Origin of the sequence: Hymenobacter jejuensis, from assembly GCF_006337165.1 — a bacterium.
Lineage (GTDB): Bacteria > Bacteroidota > Bacteroidia > Cytophagales > Hymenobacteraceae > Hymenobacter > Hymenobacter jejuensis.
Genome location: NZ_CP040896.1, coordinates 1,604,107 through 1,626,858, shown reverse-complemented (window position 1 = coordinate 1,626,858; position 22,752 = coordinate 1,604,107). Strand labels below are relative to the sequence as shown.

Here is a 22,752-nt window from a genome sequence, read left to right as displayed (position 1 = left end):
ACCACAACATCTTTAACAGTGGGTGCGTACAACGCGCCCCTACACTTTCTCAAGAAAAATGGCTCACTTCAACCCTTGGCACGACGTAGCACTTGGCGATAATGCTCCCCAAACCGTTACAGGCATTATAGAAATTCCGAAAGGCTCGAAAGGCAAATACGAGCTGGACAAAGAAAGCGGCCTGCTAAAACTCGACCGCGTACTGTTTTCGGCTGTGCACTATCCGGCAGCGTATGGCTTCATTCCGCAGACCTACTGCGACGATAACGACCCCCTTGATATTCTGGTGATCTGCTCGGTTGATGTCGTGCCGATGTGCTTGGTGGAAGCCAAAGTGATCGGGGTCATGCAGATGATCGACGGCAACGAGGAAGACGACAAAATCATTGCGGTGGCCGCCAACGACATCTCCGTCAACCACTACAACGACATTGCCGACCTGCCCCCGCATACGCTGTTGGAAATGCAGCGCTTCTTCGAAGACTATAAAGCCTTGGAACACAAGCAAGTAGTAGTAGAGCGGTTTATGGGCCGCGAGGATGCCTACGGCATCATCGAGAAGAGCATTAAACTCTACGACGAAACGTTCCGCCAAAACAGCTCGGCTTCGCCCGAAACTCAGACAGCTGGTATAGAATTGTAAAGCATACCGTTTGCTTACCGAATAAATAGCCGTTTTCGGCAGTAATCCCCTGGTTGTCAAGGCAGCCAGGGGATTTTTTTGTACTCAGGGCAGAAAGCTCAACCATACCTTTTTGCGCGGACCCGCGTAAGGGCCGACATGCCCAAACATCCTTCCTCGTCGCCCGTTAAGCGATTTCTCTACGAGAATAGTCTGACCCTTGTGGGTATTGTCTTGGTATTGAGCACGTTACTGGGGCAGTGCCTGACGGGCTGGCACGACAACAACGACGACCGCCAGGAAATGGACCTGCCCGAACTTACTTTGGGGCAATATCTCGGCTCGGGGCATTTTCTGGAAGCGACTTTTGAGAACTGGGAAAGCGAATTTCTGCAAATGGGCCTGTACGTGCTGCTCACGGTAGGACTGCGGCAGAAAGGCTCTTCCGAATCGAAAAAGCTCTACGAGGATGAGGATTGCGACAAAGAGCCCGATCCCAACAAGCCCGATGCGCCGTGGCCCGTTAAAGCCGGCGGCCTGTGGCTGCTCCTCTACAAAAACTCGCTGAGCCTGGCGTTTTTTTTGCTCTTTTTCGTTTCCGTTTGGCTGCATGCCAAGGGCGGTGCCGAGGTATACAGCATCGAACAGGCGCACGAAGGCAAGCCCACAGTAACCACGCTGGAGTATATGGGAACTTCGCGGTTCTGGTTTGAGTCGTTTCAGAACTGGCAGAGCGAATTTTTGTCCATTGTATCCATTGTAGTCCTGTCTATTTTTCTGCGGCAGCAACATTCTCCGGAATCCAAGGCGGTAGATGCTGCCAACGACGAAACCGGTAATTAACTGCCCGCACCAAACGAGGCCAAGGTGTGCAAGGCCGAAAGCTTGGGTGAATTGTTGCGGCGGCTTAGCGTTATTTGTTGTGCTTACTTTCTCCTCACGCTTCGCCAATTAGCATTCCGGTACCCATGCACCTCAGCAGCGACCAACCGTCCGCCAGGTCGGCGTACGCCTCCGTCAGGCGCTGCACCGATGCTGTGCTGTACAGCAGCGGGCTGGTAGCGGCGGCCGCCATGGCCCTTACTTGGGCAACGTTTCTGTTTTGGCACGTGCACATTCCGCTGCACCTGGCCGCCATGATCTTTTCGGCTACGCTGTTTCTGTATAACCTCGACAGCGTACTACCCTACAAGTACACGGAGCAGCAGGTGCTTTCTACGCGCAAGCTCTGGATGCTCCATCACCGCCGCCAACTGCTGTTGCTGGCGCTGCTGTCGTTGGGGGTGGCGGGCGTGCTGTTTTTGCGAGATGGCTGGACGCACCTCACGGGCTTTCTGGGACACCTAGCTGCTATCTCGCTTTTTTATTCGTTGCCCGTTGTGAAGCGCCAAGGCCAATGGCGTGGCCTGCGCGATGTGCCCCTGCTCAAGGCCTTCCTGATTGCTTATGTGTGGTCGGCCGTAACCGTTTGGGTGCCAGCCTTATACTTAGGCAAGCCAGTGGGCTCGGCGGTAGTGATGCTACTATTTGCGCGCCGCTTCTTCTTCATTCTGGCCATCGCGGTGGTATTTGACATTCGCGATTACACCAAAGATCGGCTGGGCGGCACCCGCACATTTCCGGTATTGCTGGGAGTAAAATGGGCTAAGTTGTTGGCGTTGGCAGCGTTGGCGTTGGCGGCGGTGTTTGTCCCCGAAGGGCTTAGCGCCGTTCACATTGTGGTGCTCACCTTGCCCTTGTTGCTCACGGCCATCCTGGTGTGGTTTGCCGAAGAAAGCCGGCCCGATTACTACTTTTCCATCCTAGCCGACGGCATCATGGTCATTCAGTTCATCGCCGTATACCTGACTTTCTGAAAAGTCTGATTCATAACAATTTGATTATTAATAGGTTGTGAATTAAGCTTTTCAGAACTCCGTTCGTGTCGTGACCTCCCGAAAAGCCGGGCCCAGAAACCGAACAATATCGCCCGCCAGCAGGCCGGCTTCTCCGGTTTCCTGCGCTGCTAAGTCGCCAGCCCGACCGTGCGCGTACACGCCCAGCACGGCCGCGTGCAGCGGGCTTAGGTGCTGAGCGCGCAGGGCCGTAATTACGCCCGTCAGCACGTCGCCGCTGCCGCCGGTAGCCATGCCCGCGTTGCCGGTGCTATTGAAATACAACGTGCCCTCGGGGGCGCCGAGGCAAGTGTAAGCTCCTTTCAGGACGGTGTAGCAGCGGTATTGCTGGCAAAACGTGCGCAGCAACTCCAGCCGATGGTAATCGTCGCGGGCCGGTTGGGTAAGGCGCTCAAACTCTTTCGGATGCGGAGTCAGAATGGAATCGGCGGGCAACTGGGCTAGCAACTCGCGGTTTTCTCCCAACAGGTTCAGCGCATCGGCGTCGATAACCAGCGGTGCTTGAGCTTCGCGCAACAACTTGACTAATACATCTTTAGTGCTCTTTTCTTTGCCCAGCCCTGGCCCTATGCCGATGGCCGAATAGGGCTTGAGGTCCGGCAGTTCCGTGATAAAGTCCGTGGCCGGATCGGTGAGCGTCATGGCTTCGGGGGCGGAAATCTGGAGGATGTCGTAGCCAATGCCCGGCACACGTACCGTAAGCAGCCCCGCGCCGCTGTGCAGGCAGGCTTTCGTAGCCAGCACGGCGGCCCCAATTTTGCCATGGCTGCCTGCCAGCAGCAGCGCATGCCCGTACGTGCCTTTGTGCGCAAATTTTGGTCGTTCGGGCAGCCAACCCGCCAGCATTGTAGCGTCCACAAAGTGCATGGCCGCGTCGGTTTCCTCAATGAATTCACGACTCAGCCCAATGGGTAATAAGTGCCAGTGGCCCACGTATTCCGCATTTTGGGGCAACAGAAAAGCCAGTTTGGGCAGCTCGAAGCTCACGGTATGGCGGGCCCGAACCACGGCGCTGTCGGCGGGTTGCGGCGCATCGGCCAGCAAGCCCGACGGAATATCTATGGCTATTACGCGGGCTTGGGCTGCGTTTAGTTGCTGCACGATGGCCGCAGCCGCTCCATCCAGCGGACGACTCAGGCCAGTTCCAAACAGCGCATCAAGCACCAGTGCATTCGGTTGAATAGAAGGGAGGCCCGCCGCCAAATCTGTAACGGGTACCGCGGCGGGCAGACGTTGGCGGTTAATTGTGAAGTCATCGGAATGCTTGCTGGCGGGCAGCAACCCCACCTGCACGCGGTAGCCGCGCTCGTGCAGCCGCCGCGCCGCCACGAGCCCGTCGCCGCCGTTATTGCCGGGGCCACACAGCACCATGATTTCGCCCGCTTCCGCCGGCGATTGCCGAGCCGTCAGCCAATCGGTGAAGGCCGTTGCGGCCCGTTCCATCAGGACCTCCGACGTGATTTTTTCTTCTCGGATGGTTGCTTGGTCGGCTTGGTGAGTCTGGTCGGCAGTCAGGATTTTCATAGTGCTGTGTAGCGTGAACGGCGGGCAAACAGTTGCGCAGCACGGCTTGGGCAAGTGATGAAGGCCTACTGGTATGGCCAAAATGGCGCGTTAAAACATCCGATCCAACATCTGCGTTTTCATAGAAATACTGCCCAGCCTCATTTCCCCCAAACCATGCAAACCTGGAACGACGTCATTCGCCTTGCCAACCACGGCAGCCCTGCTCCCGACCGTCGCGTCGAGAAAACCGATGCCGAATGGAAGCAACAGCTGACTCCCGAACAATACCACGTTACCCGCCAGCACGGTACTGAGCGGGCCTTCACCGGCGAATATTGCGAGGCGCACGAAGCGGGTCTCTACGCCTGCATCTGCTGCGGCACGCCGCTCTACGATTCCCGCACCAAGTTCGAATCGGGCACGGGGTGGCCTAGCTTCACGCAGCCGGTGAAGGAAAACGCCATCAAGTACAAGAAAGACACGAGCTACGGCATGACCCGCGTGGAAGTGCTCTGCAACGTCTGCGATGCGCACCAAGGCCACGTTTTCCCCGACGGCCCCCCGCCCGGCGGCTTGCGGTTGTGCATCAATTCGGCTTCTATTCAGTTGGTAGCTGAAGAAAAAGAAGCTTAGTATAAGTAGTTGATTATGAATTATTTACTACAAAAGCGATTGGCCCGGCCAGTCGCTTTTGTAGTTTAACGACAGCAGAGAAGTACGTAAAGGCGGAGAAGCAGGGAAGCACAGCGCCAACGCGGTGGCGAGGAAATTATGCCGATTTTCGCACCCTCTCTCACCGCAACTTGTTCGTTCTACATCCACCCTTTACCAGCTCCCACCCGCTATGTCCTTACTATTCACTGATTTTGCTAGCTGGGAAGCACACTGCACCCAAACTGGCGAGCCGCTGTACCAACCCGTGCTCGATTATGAGATCGAGCAGAAAGGCCGCACCGAAGCCGAAATCTGGGCGGGGTTGCAGCGGGCCTACGACGTGATGCGCGATGCCGTGCATACCGGCCTGACCGAAGACATGACTTCGCGCTCGGGCATGATTAACAACGGCGCCAAAAAAATTGCGGCTTCGCCCGTTACGGTGCTGTCGCCTGAGTTCAAGCAGCTTATTACCAGAGCCTTAGGGGCTAAAGAGGTAAACTCCTGCATGGGCCGCGTGGTGGCTGCGCCTACGGCTGGCGCTTCGGGCATCTTGCCCGGCGTGCTGGTGACTCTGCAGGATTTGCATAAGCTTGAGGATCAGCGTATTCTGGAAGGCCTGCTAGTGGCAGCGGGTATTGCCCTTATCATCGAACAAAATGCTTCGCTGGCCGGGGCGGTAGGCGGTTGCCAGGCTGAAACGGGCAGCGCCGCTGCAATGGGCGCGGGAGCTATTGTGTACTGCCTGGGTGGTGGCGTGCCGGAAACTTTTGCGGCAGTAGCTATCACGATTCAATGCATGCTGGGCCTGATCTGCGATCCGGTGGCGGGCCTCGTGGAAGTGCCGTGCGTGGTGCGCAACGCCTCGGCGGCAGCCATCGCGTTTTCCTCCGCCCAGATTGCCATTGCCGGCGTCAACCCCGTGATTCCCGTCGATCAGTGCGTGGCGGCGCTGGGCGAAGTTGGCCAAAGCATGGAAACCCGCTATAAGGAGACTGCCCTCGGCGGGCTGGCCAACACCCCCATGGGTCGCCAAATCGAGAAACGCGTGCTCGTGCAGGACATTGACATTCTGCCGGATGAGGAAAGTCAGCAATAGATTTTGTAGGTGTCATCAAGCAAAAAGCCTCCCGCTGTGCACAGCGGGAGGCTTTTTGCTTGAAATAAAAATTGCTTACTCTTTCATTACCCGCAGGTGCTGCGTCTGGCCGTCGAGATCAAGGTGCAGGATATAAACGCCGCTGGGCAGCTTGTCTAAATCCTGCAGAGTCACTTGCGAAGCTCCGGGCGGAAGGTTAACCACCTGGGTTATTACGGTGCGACCCGCCGCGTTCGTCAGCGATACTGCCGTAACGGTGGCGGCCGAACGAGTTTGTACGGTCAGCGTCAGATCGTGCCTAAAAGGGATGGGTGTTGCAAATATTTGATTATCAATAACTTGAAAGACAACGGCTTTGGGGTTGTAAAACACTTCCGCACCGTCAACATCAAGTTGGCGCAAGCGGTAGTAGCGCAGTCCTTGCTTGCCCGCTTCCGTGTCAAGAAATCGGTAAGAGCGTTGCGTGCCGCTGTTAGCCGATTCGCTACGAACGAAGCCTAACTCGTGGTAGTGGTTTCCGTCAATAGAAACTTGCACGGCGAAGCCACGGCAGTTTTTTTCCTGCGCTGTCGTCCAGGTAAGCAACGCGTTGGTGCCTTGGCGAACGGCCAGGAAGCTAACCAGCGAGACGGGCAAGGTTGCTTTTATTTCGTCGGCACCTATGTCCGGGGTCGTGATATCACGTGTGTCGTTATCATAATCAGTCTCATATCCCGTAATTGGCTTGGCTCCGCCTTTTGCCAGGTTAGTTGATTTGGGATTCAAATGCGGATTGGTCACGGCATCTACAAAAGTAGGAATCTCGGATACGGCCCGCGACTCGCGGTTGCCACCCATCGCCGTACGGTAATTGTCTAAAGAAGCTTGGAGCGCGGTGCCGTCGAAGAAAACGCCGCTGCGTCCGTACACCAAGTTGTTGTTGATGTTAGCCGACAAGGTAATGCTGGTGCCAGTATTGCGAGCAATGGCTACAGCATACGCAGTGGCTGCCGCACCTGCGGGCAATTCATAGGCATTAACCAAAATGTTGTTGCTGTAGTCGAGCGTTTTGGCGGAGCTGTTAAAATACAGCGCTGCCGATTGATGTCCGGTATTAGTGGCTGTACCACTCATGGATATCGTATTATAATACAAGTTGTTAGTTCCGCCACTTAATACCTGAACGCCGCGAATACAAGGGGCGCCAGTCGAAGCATCGTTGCGCAGGCCCGAAATCAGGTTGTTGTAGAGATTTAAGGCGGAAGAAGATCCGCCCCCGCTGTTGATCTGAATGCCGTAGAGCACGCCGGTTGAAGTCGTTGTATGCGTCAGGCTGAAAATCTTATTGCGGTAGATGTTGCTGGTTTGCCCCGTAACGAGTGTGTGCTCGATGCCGGCAAGTGCTCCGCTGTTCGAACCCGCCAGATTGGTGCTCAGATCGTGGATGCCGTTGCCGTAGATGTCGGCGCGGCCCTTGGTAACGGAAATGCCTTGCACGCCGCCGGCGTGATAGTTAGTCAGGTCGGAGATGGTGTTGTCGGCAATGACAGCCGCGGAGCCAAAGCCGAGGTTAATGCCGCACACGTCGCCGGCGCCGCTGGTTTTGGCTTTGGTCAGGCCAGAGATCACGTTGTTCTTGATGCTGACCGTGTTGTTGGCGCCCCCGCCGCTGTTGATGCCGTACATATGGCCCGCCGCCGTGCCCGAACTGATGGTTGTATTCAGGATTTGCAACTCCGTTTGGTTGGAATAATTGACCCCAACCACCGCCACACCGCTAGCGCCAGAGGTACCGCCAGCCAGATCGGTTATGCTGCTGGTTTGCGCGCCTTCCGTACCAATATAATTGCTGTTGTCGGGCACTGTAGCGTTGCCACCACTCAGCGAATAGCCACGCTGGCAGCTTTGCACGGTGTTGCTCAAAAACGATAAATAGCTGTTGGTGCCAGCGGCTACAGTTGCCTCACCCGTGTTGGATACATACCACTCCGAGCCGATGCCCGTCGTAGTATTGGCATTGGTTTTCGTAAGCGTTACAGTTCCGTTTTTATAGGTAACGTGCTGGCAGCCATTGTCTGCGGCAATGGCTTGCAACAACAATCCCCGCTCCATGCGTAGCACGTCGGTAGAGTTAGTCGCCTTATCTTTCAGATCGATGCCGTCGAATGTCACATAGTCGCTGCCTCGGAGTGTGATAATGGCATCGGCCGCACCACTGCCATTGCTCCCCTGAATCAAGGGATTGGTGCCGCTGCCCGTCCGGCGAAAAGTGATGGTCGCCCCGCTGGTACCTGAGGCAGCCAGTATAAGTGGGGTTACGTCAAATACTTGACCAGCAGTTACTTCAAACACAACGTTGCCTGTGATTCCTTCCGAATTCAGGCTGCCGAAGGCCTCATTCATCGTCTGGAAGTTGGTGCCGGCAGTTGGTTGGGTCTTGTCGATGGTGTAGGTGCCATTGAGCGGCGCGGCCCAAGCCGCCGAGGTGCCTAGGACGAATACACTGCCCATACCAATGCGAAGCGCCAAAGCGCGAGTCGGATGGGGCAGGTTACGGATGGTTTTGTAGAAAGAAATTGCGGGTAAAAAATTTATCATGAACTATAGGTAAGTGTGGAGAAACAAGGGGGAGCGCTCCACAGCTAATGCTGTGGAGGAAGAAATAGGATAAAACGTTTTAGGGGCGTTTTTCGGAGCCGTTAAGATTGCTCCATAAATAGTATAGATCTCGCCGCTTAGGCAGGATGTAGTTATGTAAATAATTGATTATTAGCTACTTGTATTGTTGTTGGAAGCGTTATAGCGCAGTTGTAGTTGCTATAAGAAGTAGGTAGCAAGAGCAAAAGACGGGTGATAAATTGGAAAAAAATAATATCGCAAGTTAGGAAGTCTGTTGCTCAACTGCCAGTTGAACTATGCCAAAGGGGTAAAATTCTATCCGAAGGATAGCTTACCGGCCGCTAATGGACTTCATTTCCGGAGCCATAGTGAGCTTGGCCATATACTCAATGGCTTCGGCGTAGCGGGAGCGCAATTCCCGGTAGTGGTTCCACGCTTCTTGGCGGTCGGGCTTAACCCCAACGCCATTTTTAACCAACTGATCGTACACTTTGAAGAAATCGGCTTGGGTCGGGTCTTCTACCGTGTGATCCGTGTCGACAAGGCTGGAGGGCTCGGATTGAGCAGATACGTGAAAAAACCGAAATACCCGGTTGATGGCTACGCAGCCGGCTTTAAAGGTCAGTTCAATCTGCGGATCGCGGGCTTGGTCTACGCTGCTGAGGATGACAGCGGCGGCGTCCAGAATGATGCTGGCGGCCATCACCCACGAGCGGCCGGGCTGCGGCGACCGAAAAAACGACAGGATCGGTAGCGAAGTGTGCGTTTCTTCAATCTCGACAAACCATTCTTCCCAGCGCTCCCATTGAATGCCGTCGTCGGTAAGCGAACCGGTGCGGTTGAGCCACATGATCAGGTCGCAGGCCGAGCGGTCGGCGCCGGCGCGCAGTTCCAGCCGCGCTACCACCAGTTCGCGCCGCGAAAACGCTTGGTACATCGTGGGCAAATACGAAATCAGCAGCGTAATCAGCAGCAGACCCAGGCCTGCCTCAGAATAAGAAAACGCGCTAATCCAGACTGATTCAGCATTTTCGGCGCCCAACGTGAGCAAGGCGCTGCTACTCAGGCGGTAGCACTGAATGATGTCTTCTTCTCCTAAAGCCCAGAAAATCAAGATGTATCCAAAAGAGACCAGCGCCAGCCACACAATGGGCAGCGTCACCAGCCCAATTGGGGCGTATAGGGCCATGAGCCGGTCGCGGCGAGCGTAGGTATTCTGCCACGAGGCCATCAAATTGAATATATAACGCACGCCGGTGAAAGCGACATTATTGATCAGCACCGATTCGTTGCGCGGCAGAATAAAGGAGCGCACCGCCGCCAGCACGGTGCTGATAATTAGAAAAGCGCCGCCCACGAAAGCCAGGAAACGAAACAGATACTCAGGCATATAGCAGTGCTAATAGGAGCCGCGCCGTGCGGCAGAGCTTGTACTAAGATTGCGGCAGAATAGTTAGAGGCGCAAGCGTAGCCGCCTTGGGTTGGCGCAGGAGGCACGGGCTAAAAGCAAAAAATCCATCGTCACTTCAGCGACAATGGATTTTTATAAAATATTAACAATCAATAACTTACTTCTTGCGTTAACTTACTTCTTGCGTTCGCGCCACATCTTATTAAATGACCGCGGGGCGACTTCCAACGCCTCACGCCGCTTGCTCCAGCCTACCAAGCTTAGCATGCGGAAGAGGGCGTAGTTTTTGGCGCGGGCCGGCAGCAGGTTGAGCAATCGGCGGCTTAGCATCGTGCGCATCCAGAGCTGAATGGCCACCTTTTCTTCCCGGTCGTTGAGGTGTTCGCTGACGCTTTGCTGGCGGTTGCGCAGCAGAATGCCGTGAATGTTGATCTTGACCGGGCATACACTGGTACAGGCGCCGCACAAGGACGACGCATAGCTCAGGTGCTTGTTTTCGGCCATGCCCGAAAGGTGGGGCGTGATCACCGAACCAATTGGACCAGAGTACGTTGCCTCGTACGTATGACCGCCAATGTTTTTGTAAACCGGGCAGATGTTCAGGCACGCACCGCACCGAATGCACTGCAAGGCTTCCCTCTTATCGGGCTGGGCCAGCAGGTTGGTGCGGCCGTTGTCGAGTAGTACCACATACATTTCCTCGGGGCCGTCTTTTTCCAGCGGCTGACGCGGACCGGTGTAGATGGTGTTGTACACCGTCACCTGCTGGCCGGTGCCGCTGGTGCTTAGTAACGGCCAGAACAAGTCCAGGTCCTGCATCGTCGGAATGAGCTTTTCGATGCCCACGATGGCAATGTGCGTGCGCGGAAATGTAGCCGATAAGCGGGCATTGCCTTCGTTTTCGGTGACGGCAATGGCGCCCGTGTCGGCAATCAGGAAGTTGCCGCCCGTCACGCCTACCTCGGCTGACGTGTATTTGTCGCGCAGCAAGTGCCGGGCTGTCAGGACGAGTTTTTGGGCGTCGTCAGTGTATTCAATGCCCAGATGCTTGACGAAGATGTCTGCTATGTCCTTCTTACTCAAGTGCATAGCCGGCGTCACGATGTGGTAAGGACGTTCGCCGTTGAGCTGCACGATGTACTCGCCCAAGTCGGTTTCCAACGAATCGATGCCCAGCTTGCCCAAGTAATGGTTTAGGTGAATCTCTTCGGTGGTCATGCTTTTGGCCTTCACTACGGTGCGCGCTTTGCGGCGCTGCATGATTTTGCCGATCTCGTGCAGGGCTTCGTCGGCGTCCTGTGCCCAAATGACCTTGCCACCGCGCGCGGTAAAGTTCTTCTCAAACTCTAGCAGGTAGTGGTCTAAGTTATTGACAATCTTGGACTTAAGATAAGAGGCGCGCGCCCGGGCCAACTCGTGATCCTGGTACCAGCCCATGCCGGTTTCAACAGCCGCATTGTATTTGCCGATGTTGAAACGGATTTTGCGCCGATGCTCGAGGTCGAAAGCCTTGCGTTCGGCGTCGGTCAGAAATTGGGCAACTTTAGTCATAGCACAGGTAAGTAGCGAAACAGGATTATAACAAATATAAAGCGTGGCCGCTGGTAAAGCACTGTGCTTTTTCCCAACGGCCACGCTTCAAGCAAGTCTTGCGCCTCTAACGTCTGCGTTTACGGTTTGTTCGAGTCGACCACGATGCGGTTGTCACGGTTGGCCAGCTCCCAAGCCGTATGAAAAACCAGCCGGTCGCGGGTTTCCATGAGCGGGAATTCAATCTTGCTCACTTCGTCCGTTTCTTGATGGTAATCAGCGTGTTCGCCCGTGGTATAGAAGATCACCGGGATTTTATGTTTGGCGAAGTTGTAGTGGTCGGAGCGGTAATAAATGCGCTCCGGATCGTTCGGATCATTATAGCGGTAGTCCAGGTCTAGCTTCGTGTATTTGGCATTAGCCGCCTCGTTGATGGCGTGCAGCTCCGACGAAAGCTTGTCGGAGCCCACTAGGCTCACGTAGTTGTCGCCGGCTTTGTGTTTGGTGTCGATGCGACCCACCATGTCGATGTTCAGGTCGGCGATAGTTTGCTCCAGCGGAAACACGGGGTTGCTGGTATAGTACTCCGAACCAAACAGCCCTTCTTCCTCGCCCGTTACGGTGATGAAGAGGATGCTGCGGCGCGGACCGTGGCCTTCCTGCTTGGCTTTGGTGAAGGCCTCGGCAATTTCCAGCACCGAAACCGTCCCCGAGCCATCGTCGTCGGCGCCGTTGAACACCTTGCCGTCCATGATGCCCAAGTGGTCGTAGTGGGCCGAGAGCACCAAGATTTCGTCTTTCTTATCCGTGCCTTCTAAGTAGCCCAGCACATTTTCCGTCGTGAAGGTTTCCTTCTGACGAGCGGCCTTGATGTTGGCTTTTGCCACTTTGAACGGCGATTTTCCGGGTTTGCCAGCTTGCGCCACGCCGGTTTGGTACTTCTTCAGGCCCGCTTCATCGGTACGAAGAAGCTGATAGCCAATGGCCGGCGATACTACAAAGATGGCCGGCGTAGGCCCTTGCGGCGCCTTTTCGGCGCCGGGCAAGGTCATGCGAGGCTGTTGCAGATACGGCTTCACGCGCGTCATGACCTTGGAGAAAGCCTCGGCGTTGGGGTTAATTACAAAGATGCTGCGAACGCCTTTCTGGGCGGCCAGCGCTATTTTTGCTTGGTTGCTGCCCCACTTGCTAGGCTTGCCGTCGGTGCCCAACACCGCTTTGCCGTCGGCCGACATCGGCTCGCCCGAAAGCATCAGGATATCCTTGCCTTTCAGGTCGCCAGCGGTAGCATAATCGGAGTAGCCGTCCTGCTCGATGCCATAGCCCACAAACACGGGCTGAATCTCCGTATCAGCGGCGAAAGGTGAGTCGGCAATCGAATAGAAGTCTTCGAGCCACTTGAAGCTTTGCTTGCCCACGCGCAACGAAATATCGTTGTTCCAGCGCGAGCGCTCCATGCTAAAATGCTGAATATAAGGATTATCCGAGTTTTTCACCGGACCTACTAGCCCCAGCGCAGCGAATTGCTTGGCAATGTATTCAGCCGCCATTTTCTGGCCTTTCTCGCCGGTTTCGCGGCCTTCGTACTCATCCGAAGCGATGACGGACAGGTGCTTGCGCAGGTCTTCCTGCGTGATGGTCTGGGCATAAGTTTCCGACCAATCGGTGGCAGGCGCGGGAGCAGGCGCTGGTGTTGCTGCCTGCGTTTTTCCCGGCTTGCTCTTGATCTTCACCTTGCTTTGGGCCGCTGCTGGTAGGGCCGCGCCACACGTTGCCGCGAAGAGCAAAGCGTAAAGGAAATTCTTACTCATTATATAATACGTTGATAGTCAAATGATTACAAAGGGAGTGAGTAATTATCTGAATTACAGCTTGTTCGAATCCACCATGATGCGGTTGTCGCGGTTAGCCAAATCCCAGGCTGAGTAGAAAACCAGGCGAGCGCGCGGCTCCATTTTCTGGAATTCGATTTTCTCTACTTCGTCGCCGGCACCGTGGTAATCGTCGTGCACGCCGTTGAAGAAGAACGCCACCGGTACTTTGTGCTTGGCGAAGTTGTAGTGGTCGGAGCGGTAGTAGAAGCGGTTCGGATCCTGCGGGTCGTTGAAGCGGAAGTCGAGGTCCATCTTCGTGTACTTCTCGTTGTTAGCCAGCACAATGCTGTGCAGCTCCGACGAAAGCTTGTCCGAGCCAATGACGTAGATGTAAGTTGGTTTGCCCTCGTGCTCTTTGTCGGTGCGACCTACCATGTCGGTGTTCAGGTCGGCTACGGTTTGCTCAAGTGGGAACACCGGATGGTCGGTGTAGTACTCCGAGCCCAGCAAGCCTTTTTCTTCGCCCGTCACGGTCAGAAACAGAATGCTGCGGCGTGGGCCATGGCCCTCTTTTTTTGCCTGCGCGAACGCTTGGGCCATTTCCAGCACCGTCACGGTACCCGAGCCGTCGTCGTCGGCGCCATTATTTACCTGGCCATTGATAATGCCGATGTGGTCGTAGTGAGCTGATAACACCAAGATCTCATCTTTCTTGTCGGTGCCCTCCATAAAGCCCAGCACGTTTTCCGTCGTGAAGTCTTCCTTCTTTTTGGGAGCCGTGATGGTGAATTTGACGGGCTTAAAAGTCGAAGCTACAGGCTTGCCTGCCTTGTTGACGGCAGCCGTGTACTTTGCCAGGTTGGCTTGGGTCGTGCCGAGCATCTGGTACGCCACGGCCGGCGATACAAAGAACATGGCCGCGCGGCCCGGCTGGGTTGCATCCTTAAACGCGATGCTCGGGCGCGCCAAGTACGGGGCCATTCGCGCCGCTGTTTTGCCGAAGTTGCTGTTTGGGTTCAGATCCACGAAAAACACACTGTGTGCGCCTTTCTGCGTAGCTACGGCCGCTTTGGCGCGGTATTCATTGCCCCATTTGCTAGGGTTGCCGTCTTTGCCCAGCAGCGCTTTGCCGTCGGCCGACATTGGCTCGCCCAGCAACACGATGAGGTCTTTGCCTTTCACGTCGCCAGCGGTAGCGTAGTCGGAGTAGCCATCCTGCTCGATGCCGTAGCCCACAAACACGGGCTGCACCACGGTCGCCGTCTGGAAAGGCGAGTTGCCATACCCGTAGAAATCGGTCATCCATTTGTAGGTCTGGCTGCCTACTTTCAGCGTGCCCGCGTCGGTCCAGGTCGAGCGCTCCATGGTGAAGTGCTGCAAGTAAGGGTTGTCGGAGTTCTTCACCGGACCTGTCAGGCCCAGATCAGCAAACTGCTTGGCAATGTATTCAGCCGCCATTTTCTGGCCTTTCTCGCCGGTTTCGCGGCCTTCGTACGCGTCGGAAGCCAGAACAGACAGGTGCTTGCGCAGATCTTCCTGCGTGATGGTGTTGCCGTAGGTTTGGGCCAGGTCGGCAGCAGGAGCTGGGGCAACTGCGGCTTGCGGAGCTGAGGTGGCCGCTTCCGACTTGCGCTTTATTTTGACTTTGGTTTTGTCGGGCGCGTTCTGTGCTCCGGCTGTGGTGGCGCAGCAGACGGCCAGCAGCAGGGCGTAGAAGGAGTATTTTTTCATGAAAAGCAGGTTGGCAACAAAAGAAAAACGGGTGGAGTGATTCGGCGAAAGACACACCAGGGCAGAGAAGGTTGCTACCCCAATACAGGCAGAAAACCGGGCCTGAAAAAGTAAGGTTCAGCCGCTGGCTCTCAACCGCACGGCTTAGGGCTTCACAATCAGCACAGTAGCATAAGCCGCAACGCCTTCTTGCCGGCCCACGAAGCCAAGTTTCTCAGTAGTAGTGGCTTTGATGGAAATGTCATCTGCCGGAATGCCCATTACTTCGGCTAGTGTAGCCTGCATGGCCGGTATGTGCGGGTTCACCTTGGGCTGCTCCAGGCACACGGTCGAGTCGATGTTGCCGATGGTGTAGCCGCGCTCGCGCAGCAGGCGCACCACTTCCGAGAGCAGACGCTTGCTGTCGATGCCTTTGTATTGCGGGTCGGTATCGGGGAAGTGAAAGCCGATGTCGCGCAGGTTGGCGGCACCCAGCAGGGCGTCGCAGATGACGTGGATAAGCACGTCGGCGTCGGAGTGGCCGAGCGCGCCGTGGGTGTGCGGAATTTGGATGCCTCCGAGCCAAAAGGGCAACCCTTCACGGAGCTGGTGCACGTCGTAGCCGAAGCCGGTGCGGATTTTCATACGGGAAGAACTAGGGGACGAATACTCAACTATTGCCCGACAAGGTACGGCCCGGCGCTGCCACCGAAAATTTTTCAGAAAAAATTGCCGGAGCGTAGGGTAAAGCGGCGGCTTGTGCGTCTATACCAATAAGGAACTATTCCGAGGCGAAAATAGATAGTAAAAAGATTATGGAAACTTTGGGATCAATAAAAGTTTCCGCCGTATCTTTGCCTCGGAATCATGGAAATCAAAGACCGCATTTTACAATCGGCACAAGGGCTGTTCATGCGCAACGGCATCAAGAGTGTGTCGATGGACGACATTGCCTCGCACCTAGCGATGTCCAAAAAGACGCTGTATAAATGGTTTGAGAACAAAGACCAGATTGTATATGGTGTAATGGAGCACCACCTTCTGCTCAACAAACGCGAGTGCGACGTGCTCAGCCAGCGCGCTTCGTCGGCCATTGAGGAGCTCTTCGTGATGATGGGATGGATGAAAAAGCAATTTGCCGACGTGCATCCCAGCATCTTCTACGATCTGCAGAAATACCACCCTGCTACCTGGCAGATGTGGCTCAAGTTTAAGAACCAGTTCATTCTCAATCAGATAGAAAGCAACCTGCAACGGGGCATCAGCGAAGGCCTATACCGCCCCGACCTCGACGTGGATGTATTGGCGCGCCTTCGCTTGGCGGAGATCGAGCTGGCCTTCAACCCGGAGGTTTATCCAGCCAGCCAGTTTGAGCCGCGTAGGGTGCAACTGATTCATGCTGAGCACTTTATGTTAGGCTTGGTTACGTTAGAAGGATATAACCTGATTACCCAGTACCGCCACCTGGCGGAGGCCAAATGACCTTCCTTGCTTCTTTTCGCTTACCGTTTTTGTCGTTTATGAAAAATTCGCTCCGCTTCCTGCTGCTTCTTGGCGTGCTGGGATTTCTAGGTCTGCACCAGTTGCTTGCCCAGACGCCCGCCACCGGTCAGCCGGTGGCAACCGGTGCCCCCATGGCACTGAGCCTCCAACAGGCCATTGACTACGCTCTGCAAAACAAATCGACGCTACAATCCCAGCGCATTAATGAGCGGGTGGCCGAAGCCCGCGTCGGCGAGATTCGGGCATCGGGCTTGCCGCAGCTTAATGTAAATGGTTCAATTACAGATAATTACAAGCTTCAGAAGTCGCTGGTAGATTTCGGTGCCTTCACCGGCGGGCCCGGTACGCTCAACGGCGCCACGCTCACGCCCCAGCAGCTGTCCGACGTAAACAGCGGCAAAACGGTGATTTTGTCGCCCGATTATACCAAAGTCGAGTCGAGTGGCCCTACGCCGTTGGCGTTTGGCTTGCGCTACCAGGGCAATGCTTCGGCTTCGTTTTCGCAGCAGCTGTTCAACGGCTCGTACCTGATTGGCTTAAAGGCTGCCAAAACCTACGAGCAACTGTCGGTGCGGCAAACCAAGCAGACGGAGATTGACGTAGTGGAGCAGGTTTCGAAAGCCTACTACAGCACGTTAGTGGCCGGCGAACGCTTGGAGTTGCTTGCCCGCAACGTGCGCCGCCTCGATACGCTACTTTACCAGACCCAACAGACTTTCAAACAAGGGTTTGTGGAAAAACTCGACGTGGACCGCTTGCAGGTGCAGGCCAATAACCTCAAAATTGAAGAGCAAAACGCCCGGCGTCTGATCGACCTGAGCGTGGCCTTGCTCAAGTTTCAGATGGGCCTCGACCAGCGCCAGCCCGTGCAACTCACCGACCGCCTTGATGCAGCCTTGGTAGATGCTTCGCGTGAAAAACTCAAGAGCGCCGGTGACGAGTTCGACTATAGCAAGCGCATAGAGTATTCGGTGCTTGAAACCCAACGCGATCTGGCGGTGCTCGACATCCGCAACCGCAAGGCCGGCTACCTCCCGACCTTAAACTTTGTAGCGAATTACGGCTTTATTGGTTCGGACCCTCGGCTCGGCGGCTTGCTGGAGTTCCGCGGTCCTAACTCTACCTACTTGTCGCCTAGCGGCCGGTCTATTCTCAACGAAAACTGGTTTGGCTTCGGCAACTACGGCTTGCAACTCCAGATTCCGGTGTTCGATGGCTTCCGCAAGAAGTACTCAATTCAGCAGGGCAAACTCGCGCTCGAACAAGCAAACAAAGGTTTTACCACGCTTCAGCAAAGCATTGACCTCCAGCGCCGCCAGGGCGAAACCAGCTTGCAAAACTCGCTGGACATCCTGGCCAACCAGAAAGCTAACCTCGACCTTGCCACCAACGTGGCCCGCGTAGCCAAAATCAAATTTCAGGAGGGCGTAGGCTCCAACCTCGAAGTGATTACTGCTGAGACGGATTTGCGCCAAGCGCAAACTAATTATTACTCAGCTATTTATGACGCACTGGTGGCAAAAGTCGATTTCGACAAAGCGGCCGGCACTCTCTACACTTCCAAGTAATAAGCGGCACGCGCCCCCTTTCTTATGTACCGTTCTTCCTTAAAAGCGAACAGCTTTTTCCCCATGAAATACACTACTTCCGCGGCTCTGTTGGCATTGTCTCTCTTGGCTGCTTGCGGTCAGAAAGACCCGGCCGCCGAACTTGCCAACCTGAAAAAGGAGCAGGCTGCTAACCAAGCCAAAATAGCCGAGTTGGAAGCCAAAACTGGTACGAAAACCGCGGCGGCTGCTCCGAACGCCGTAAACGTATCGGTGATCAAGGTGCAGCCCGAAACCTTTAAAAGCTACCTCGAAGTGCAGGGCCGCGTCGATTTCGACCAGTCGGCCAACGTAGCGGCCCGCGCTGCCGGTACGCTCACCAGCATCCGGGTGCAGCGCGGCGACCGCGTCGGCAAAGGCCAAGTGCTGGCTACCATCGATGCCTCTATTCTGGATGCCAGCATTGCGGAGCTGCGCACGCGCATGGACTTGGCGCGCGTCGTCTATGAAAAGCAGGACCGCCTCTGGAAGCAGCAGATTGGCACCGAAATTCAGTACCTGCAAGCCAAGAATAACTACGAAGCCCTGCAACGTAACCTCGCCACGCTCAACCAACAGCGCAGCATGTACAACGTGGTAGCTCCCTTCGGCGGCACCGTCGACGACGTGCTGCCCAAGCTCGGCGAAGCCGTGTCGCCGGGCACGCCGGTAGCCCGTGTGGTAAGCGGCAGCGGCGGCAAGATTCTGGCCGACGTATCGGAAGCGTATGCCAACCGCATCAAAGCGGGCGATAAAGCCCTGGTGACCATCCCGGACTTGGGGGCGCAGGAAGTGCCTTCGACGGTGCGGGTAGTAGGCCGCACGATCAACCAAACCAGCCGCACGTTCACCGTGGAAATACGCGTGAACAGCAAAGAAGCCGCGCAGCTGCGCCCCAACATGGTGGCTACGGTGCGCATTGAGAACTACGACCGCCCGAACGCGACCGTATTACCCGTTGATCTGGTGCAGAAAGACGAGCAGAACAGTTATGTGTACGTGGTGGAGCAGAAGGGCGATCGGAAGGTGGCCACCAAGCGCATTATTCAGACCGGGGCTACTTACAACGGGAAAGTAGAGGTAACGCAGGGATTGAAACTGGATGATCAGGTGATTTCAGCTGGTTATCAGAATGTTAATGAAGGGCAGGTCGTATCGCTGTAAAGCGACTGGCTGGGCTGCTTGCCTAAGCCCTTCGAGCGATTTCAACCTGATGATTGTGGACTAAATAACGGGCGGCGGTGAGCCGTTCCTACGACCCAAATCAGCATGCAAGACATAGAAAAAGAATTCAAGCCGACCAGCTGGTCGATTGATAACAAGACCAGCATATATATTATTACGCTGCTGTTGTGCGTGTCGGGGATATTTGCCTACATCAAGCTGGGCAAAGAGAAATTCCCGGATATCGTTATCCCGCGTATTATCGTGGCTACGGTGTATCCGGGCACGTCGCCGACCGACATCGAAAACTTGGTGACCCGCCAGCTTGAAAAAGAGATCAAGTCGGTGAACGGAGTGAAGAAAATTAACTCCACTTCCAACCAAGACTACTGCATCGTGGACGTGGAGTTTGACTCGGGCGTCGACGTGCAATATGCCAAGCAGCTCATTAAAGATGCTGTGGACAAAGCCGGCAACGAGCTGCCCAACGACTTGCCCACGCCGCCTACCGTGCAGGAAGTAAACCTGTCGGAGATGCCGATCATGAACATCAACTTGGCTGGTAATCTGCCGATTACCCAGCTGAAGAAGTTCGCCGACGACTTCCAGGACAAGATTGAAGCCCTGCCCGAAATCACCCGCGTCGATATCATTGGTGCCTTGGAGCAGCAAGTAAACGTGGACGTGGACCTGAACAAGCTGCGGGCTTCGCGCCTGGGCTTCTCGGATATCGAGCGCGCCATCCAGAGCGAGAACATCACCGTTTCGGGTGGCTCGATCGACGTAGGCGACCAAAAACGCGCCGTGCGCGTGGCCGGCCAATACGTGCGGGCTGCCGACATCGCTGATATTCAGGTGAAAAACCTCAACGGCTCGGCTGTTCGCCTCGGCGACATTGCCACCGTGGAAGATGCCTTCAAGGACCGCGAATCGTACGCTCGCCTCGACGGCAAGCAGGCCATCACCCTGAACGTAATTAAGCGCCAGGGTGAAAACCTGATCGACGCTTCCGATAAGATTCAGCAAATCATCAAGGACTCGAAGCAGACCCTGCCGAAGGAGCTGACCATCACCGTAACCGGCGATACCTCCAACGACACGCGCGTAACGCTTCACGACCTGATCAACACGATCATCATCGGCTTCATCCTCGTGACGCTGATCCTGATGTTCTTCATGGGCACCACCAACGCGCTGTTCGTGGGCTTGTCCGTGCCGATCTCGATGTTCCTGGCTTTCCTGATGTTGCCGGTGCTAGATTTCTCGCTGAACATGATTGTACTGTTCGCCTTCCTGCTCGCCTTGGGCATTGTGGTCGACGACGCCATTGTGGTCATCGAAAACACCCACCGCTTGCTGCACGAGCATCCCAACCTGACAACGGCGCAAGCCGCTAAGTACGCGGCGGGTGAAGTATTCGTGCCGGTATTGGCCGGCACCCTGACGACGGTTGCGCCCTTCGTGCCGCTGCTGTTCTGGCCGGGCATCGTGGGTAGCTTTATGTTCTATCTACCTGTAACACTGATAGTTACACTTATGGCTTCGTTGTTGGTGGCGTTCATCATGAACCCGGTATTTGCCGTGTCGTTCATGCAGCGCGAAGACCACCACAGCGGCGAGAAACCCAAAGTGACGCGTAACCTGCTGATCTGGACGGCAGCATTGGTTGGGTTGGGCGTACTGTTCAATCTAATTGGTATGAATGGTTCTGCAGGAGCCAGCGTGGCTGTAGCGCCTGGCGTCTCAGCTGGGGTTAGTATTGAATCTCCAGGGTTCTTCAAAGAGCACGGTCACTTCATTGGTAACCTACTGCTATTTATAGCAGCCTTTATCTGGTTGAACATATTTGTATTTAACAAAGGTATCGCCAGCTTCCAGACCAAAGTGTTGCCGCGCTTCCAGAACGGCTACGCGCGCTTGGTCAACTGGGCCATCAGCAACCCGGTGTTGGTGATGCTGAGCATGGTGGTGCTGTTTGTGGTGTCCATCTTTGCCGTAGTGGCCCGTCAGCCAAAAGTTGATTTCTTCCCGAAAGGCGATCCGAAATTCATCTATACCTACCTGAAAATGCCCGTGGGCACGCGGGTAGAAGTAACCGATTCGGTAGCACGTGAGCTGGAAAAGCGCGTCTACAACGTGGTCGGCCGCAACAACCACGACGTGGAATCGGTGATTAGCAACGTGGCCATCGGCGCCTCCGACCCCAGCGAAGCTTCGGCTTCGGGTACGTCGCAGTCGAACTTGGCAAAAGTGGCCGTGGCGTTCAAAGAAACCAGTGAGCGCACCGGTCCGGCTACCAGCACCTACCTAGACAAGATTCGGGAAGCGGTAAAAGGCATACCCGGCGCCGAGATTTCGGTTGACCAAGAGGCCAGCGGTCCGCCCACGGGCAAAGAGATTGCCATTGAGGTAGTTGGCGACGATTACCAGCAGTTGGCCAAGCTGTCGAAGCATGTGGAGCGCTACATTGACTCGCTGAAAATCGGTGGCATCGAAGACCTGCGCTCGAACCTGGAAGACCGTAACCCCGAAATTGCGGTCAACATCGACCGGACGCGGGCCAACCGCGAAGGACTCAGTACCGGTCAAATTGGCTTAGAAGTGCGCACGGCCATCTACGGCTACGAAGCCAGCAAATTCAAGACGGCCGACGACGATTATCCGATTCAGGTGCGCTACGCCAAACCGTATCGCGATGATATTGACGCCATTCTGAATTCGCCCCTGACCTTCCGCGACGCTACCGGCGCCATTCGTCAGGTACCGATCTCGTCGGTCGCCAGCGTAAACTACGGCACGACTTATGGCGGCATCAAGCGCAAAGATGTGAAGCGCGTGATCACGATTTCGTCGAATGTGTTGACTGGTTTCACCGGTCCCGATGTGGTTCGCCAGATCGAGACGGCGCTGAAAGCGTACCCCACACCACCCGGCTATAGCATCCGGATGGGGGGCGCTCAGGAAGACCAGCAGGAAACCAGCTCCTTCCTCGGCGTAGCTGCTCTGGGGGCCATTGCCCTGATTTTCCTGGTACTTGTGACGCAGTTTAACTCCGTGAGCAAGCCACTCATCATCCTCACCGAAATCATCTTCTCGGTTATTGGGGTGCTGTTGGGCCTGGCCATTACGGGCATGAACGTCAGCATCGTGATGACCGGAGTAGGTATCATTGCGCTGGCAGGTATCGTGGTGAAAAACGGCATTCTGCTCGTCGAATTCACCGATATGCTTCGCTCACAAGGCATGCCGCTGAAAGAGGCCATCGTGATGGCCGGCCGCACGCGTCTGAACCCGGTAATCCTGACGGCTACGGCCGCCACACTGGGTCTGATTCCGCTGGCCATTGGCTTGAACATCGACTTCTACGAGCTGTTCAACTCGTTTGAGCCGCACTTCTTCATCGGGGGCGAATCGGTAACGTTCTGGGGCCCGCTGGCCTGGACCATCATCTTCGGCTTGGTGTTCGCCACCATGATTACGCTGCTGGTAGTGCCCGTGATGTACCTGCTCAACGAGCGCATCCACGAAAAAGTCACCGGCCGCCGCGCCGACGATACAACCGATGAAGCCATTGCCGACGCCGAAGAAGTAGAGGCTGCGCAGCCGCCGATTTTGGCCGAATACTAATGAATCCTGAAGTGCTGGCTGTCTTTTGGGTGA

The 22,752-nt window shown here is 55.6% G+C and carries 16 protein-coding genes; 9 read left to right on the top strand and 7 right to left on the bottom strand.

The window, feature by feature from the left end:
* The first annotated feature begins 58 nt into the window (after positions 1–58).
* From FHG12_RS06575 to FHG12_RS06565, 3 genes are all read left to right on the top strand, one after another.
* A complete protein-coding gene (locus FHG12_RS06575; protein ID WP_139514970.1) occupies positions 59–643 on the top strand; it encodes an inorganic diphosphatase in 585 nt (194 codons plus the stop codon).
* A 138-nt stretch (positions 644–781) separates the two neighbouring features.
* A complete protein-coding gene (locus tag FHG12_RS06570) occupies positions 782–1,465 on the top strand; it encodes a DUF6766 family protein (RefSeq protein WP_139514969.1) in 684 nt (227 codons plus the stop codon).
* A gap of 125 nt (positions 1,466–1,590) precedes the next feature.
* Complete coding sequence (locus tag FHG12_RS06565) at positions 1,591–2,478, top strand: UbiA prenyltransferase family protein (RefSeq protein WP_139514968.1); 888 nt, start codon at positions 1,591–1,593, stop codon at positions 2,476–2,478.
* A 51-nt stretch (positions 2,479–2,529) separates the two neighbouring features.
* Here the strand turns inward: FHG12_RS06565 and FHG12_RS06560 are convergent, their stop codons facing one another.
* Entirely contained in the window at positions 2,530–4,041 is a 1,512-nt protein-coding gene (locus FHG12_RS06560; protein ID WP_139514967.1) for an NAD(P)H-hydrate dehydratase, read from the bottom strand.
* A 156-nt stretch (positions 4,042–4,197) separates the two neighbouring features.
* On the opposite strand from FHG12_RS06560, the gene msrB reads away from it, so the two are divergent.
* Positions 4,198–4,656 carry a peptide-methionine (R)-S-oxide reductase MsrB gene (gene msrB / locus FHG12_RS06555; RefSeq protein ID WP_139514966.1) on the top strand — a complete coding sequence of 153 codons (459 nt, stop codon included), beginning with the start codon at positions 4,198–4,200 and terminating at the stop codon, positions 4,654–4,656.
* A 211-nt stretch (positions 4,657–4,867) separates the two neighbouring features.
* Entirely contained in the window at positions 4,868–5,776 is a 909-nt protein-coding gene (sdaAA, locus tag FHG12_RS06550) for an L-serine ammonia-lyase, iron-sulfur-dependent, subunit alpha (RefSeq protein WP_139514965.1), read from the top strand.
* A 75-nt stretch (positions 5,777–5,851) separates the two neighbouring features.
* Here the strand turns inward: sdaAA and FHG12_RS06545 are convergent, their stop codons facing one another.
* From FHG12_RS06545 to ispF, 6 genes are all read right to left on the bottom strand, one after another.
* The gene (locus FHG12_RS06545; RefSeq protein WP_139514964.1) at positions 5,852–8,353 is read right to left on the bottom strand and encodes a T9SS type A sorting domain-containing protein; all 2,502 of its coding nucleotides are present in this window, start codon (positions 8,351–8,353) and stop codon (positions 5,852–5,854) included.
* A gap of 352 nt (positions 8,354–8,705) precedes the next feature.
* Positions 8,706–9,764 carry a hypothetical protein gene (locus FHG12_RS06540; RefSeq protein ID WP_139514963.1) on the bottom strand — a complete coding sequence of 353 codons (1,059 nt, stop codon included), beginning with the start codon at positions 9,762–9,764 and terminating at the stop codon, positions 8,706–8,708.
* A 195-nt stretch (positions 9,765–9,959) separates the two neighbouring features.
* Positions 9,960–11,336 carry a LutB/LldF family L-lactate oxidation iron-sulfur protein gene (locus FHG12_RS06535; protein ID WP_139514962.1) on the bottom strand — a complete coding sequence of 459 codons (1,377 nt, stop codon included), beginning with the start codon at positions 11,334–11,336 and terminating at the stop codon, positions 9,960–9,962.
* A 119-nt stretch (positions 11,337–11,455) separates the two neighbouring features.
* Complete coding sequence (locus tag FHG12_RS06530) at positions 11,456–13,126, bottom strand: M28 family peptidase (RefSeq protein ID WP_139514961.1); 1,671 nt, start codon at positions 13,124–13,126, stop codon at positions 11,456–11,458.
* A 54-nt stretch (positions 13,127–13,180) separates the two neighbouring features.
* On the bottom strand, positions 13,181–14,860 hold the full coding sequence (locus FHG12_RS06525) for a M28 family peptidase (RefSeq protein WP_139514960.1): 1,680 nt from the start codon (positions 14,858–14,860) through the stop codon (positions 13,181–13,183).
* A 144-nt stretch (positions 14,861–15,004) separates the two neighbouring features.
* Positions 15,005–15,484: a 2-C-methyl-D-erythritol 2,4-cyclodiphosphate synthase gene (ispF, locus tag FHG12_RS06520; protein ID WP_139514959.1), complete on the bottom strand. Its 480-nt coding sequence runs from the start codon at positions 15,482–15,484 to the stop codon at positions 15,005–15,007.
* Between the two features lie 222 nt (positions 15,485–15,706).
* Between ispF and FHG12_RS06515 the strand changes: the two genes are divergently transcribed.
* From FHG12_RS06515 to FHG12_RS06500, 4 genes are all read left to right on the top strand, one after another.
* On the top strand, positions 15,707–16,321 hold the full coding sequence (locus tag FHG12_RS06515; protein ID WP_139514958.1) for a TetR/AcrR family transcriptional regulator: 615 nt from the start codon (positions 15,707–15,709) through the stop codon (positions 16,319–16,321).
* A 38-nt stretch (positions 16,322–16,359) separates the two neighbouring features.
* Positions 16,360–17,910, top strand: a complete 1,551-nt coding sequence (locus FHG12_RS06510) for a TolC family protein (RefSeq protein WP_139514957.1) — start codon at positions 16,360–16,362, stop codon at positions 17,908–17,910.
* Between the two features lie 63 nt (positions 17,911–17,973).
* Positions 17,974–19,092 carry an efflux RND transporter periplasmic adaptor subunit gene (locus tag FHG12_RS06505; protein ID WP_139514956.1) on the top strand — a complete coding sequence of 373 codons (1,119 nt, stop codon included), beginning with the start codon at positions 17,974–17,976 and terminating at the stop codon, positions 19,090–19,092.
* Positions 19,093–19,197: 105 nt separating this feature from the next.
* Positions 19,198–22,719: an efflux RND transporter permease subunit gene (locus FHG12_RS06500; RefSeq protein WP_139514955.1), complete on the top strand. Its 3,522-nt coding sequence runs from the start codon at positions 19,198–19,200 to the stop codon at positions 22,717–22,719.
* The last annotated feature ends 33 nt before the right edge of the window (positions 22,720–22,752 follow it).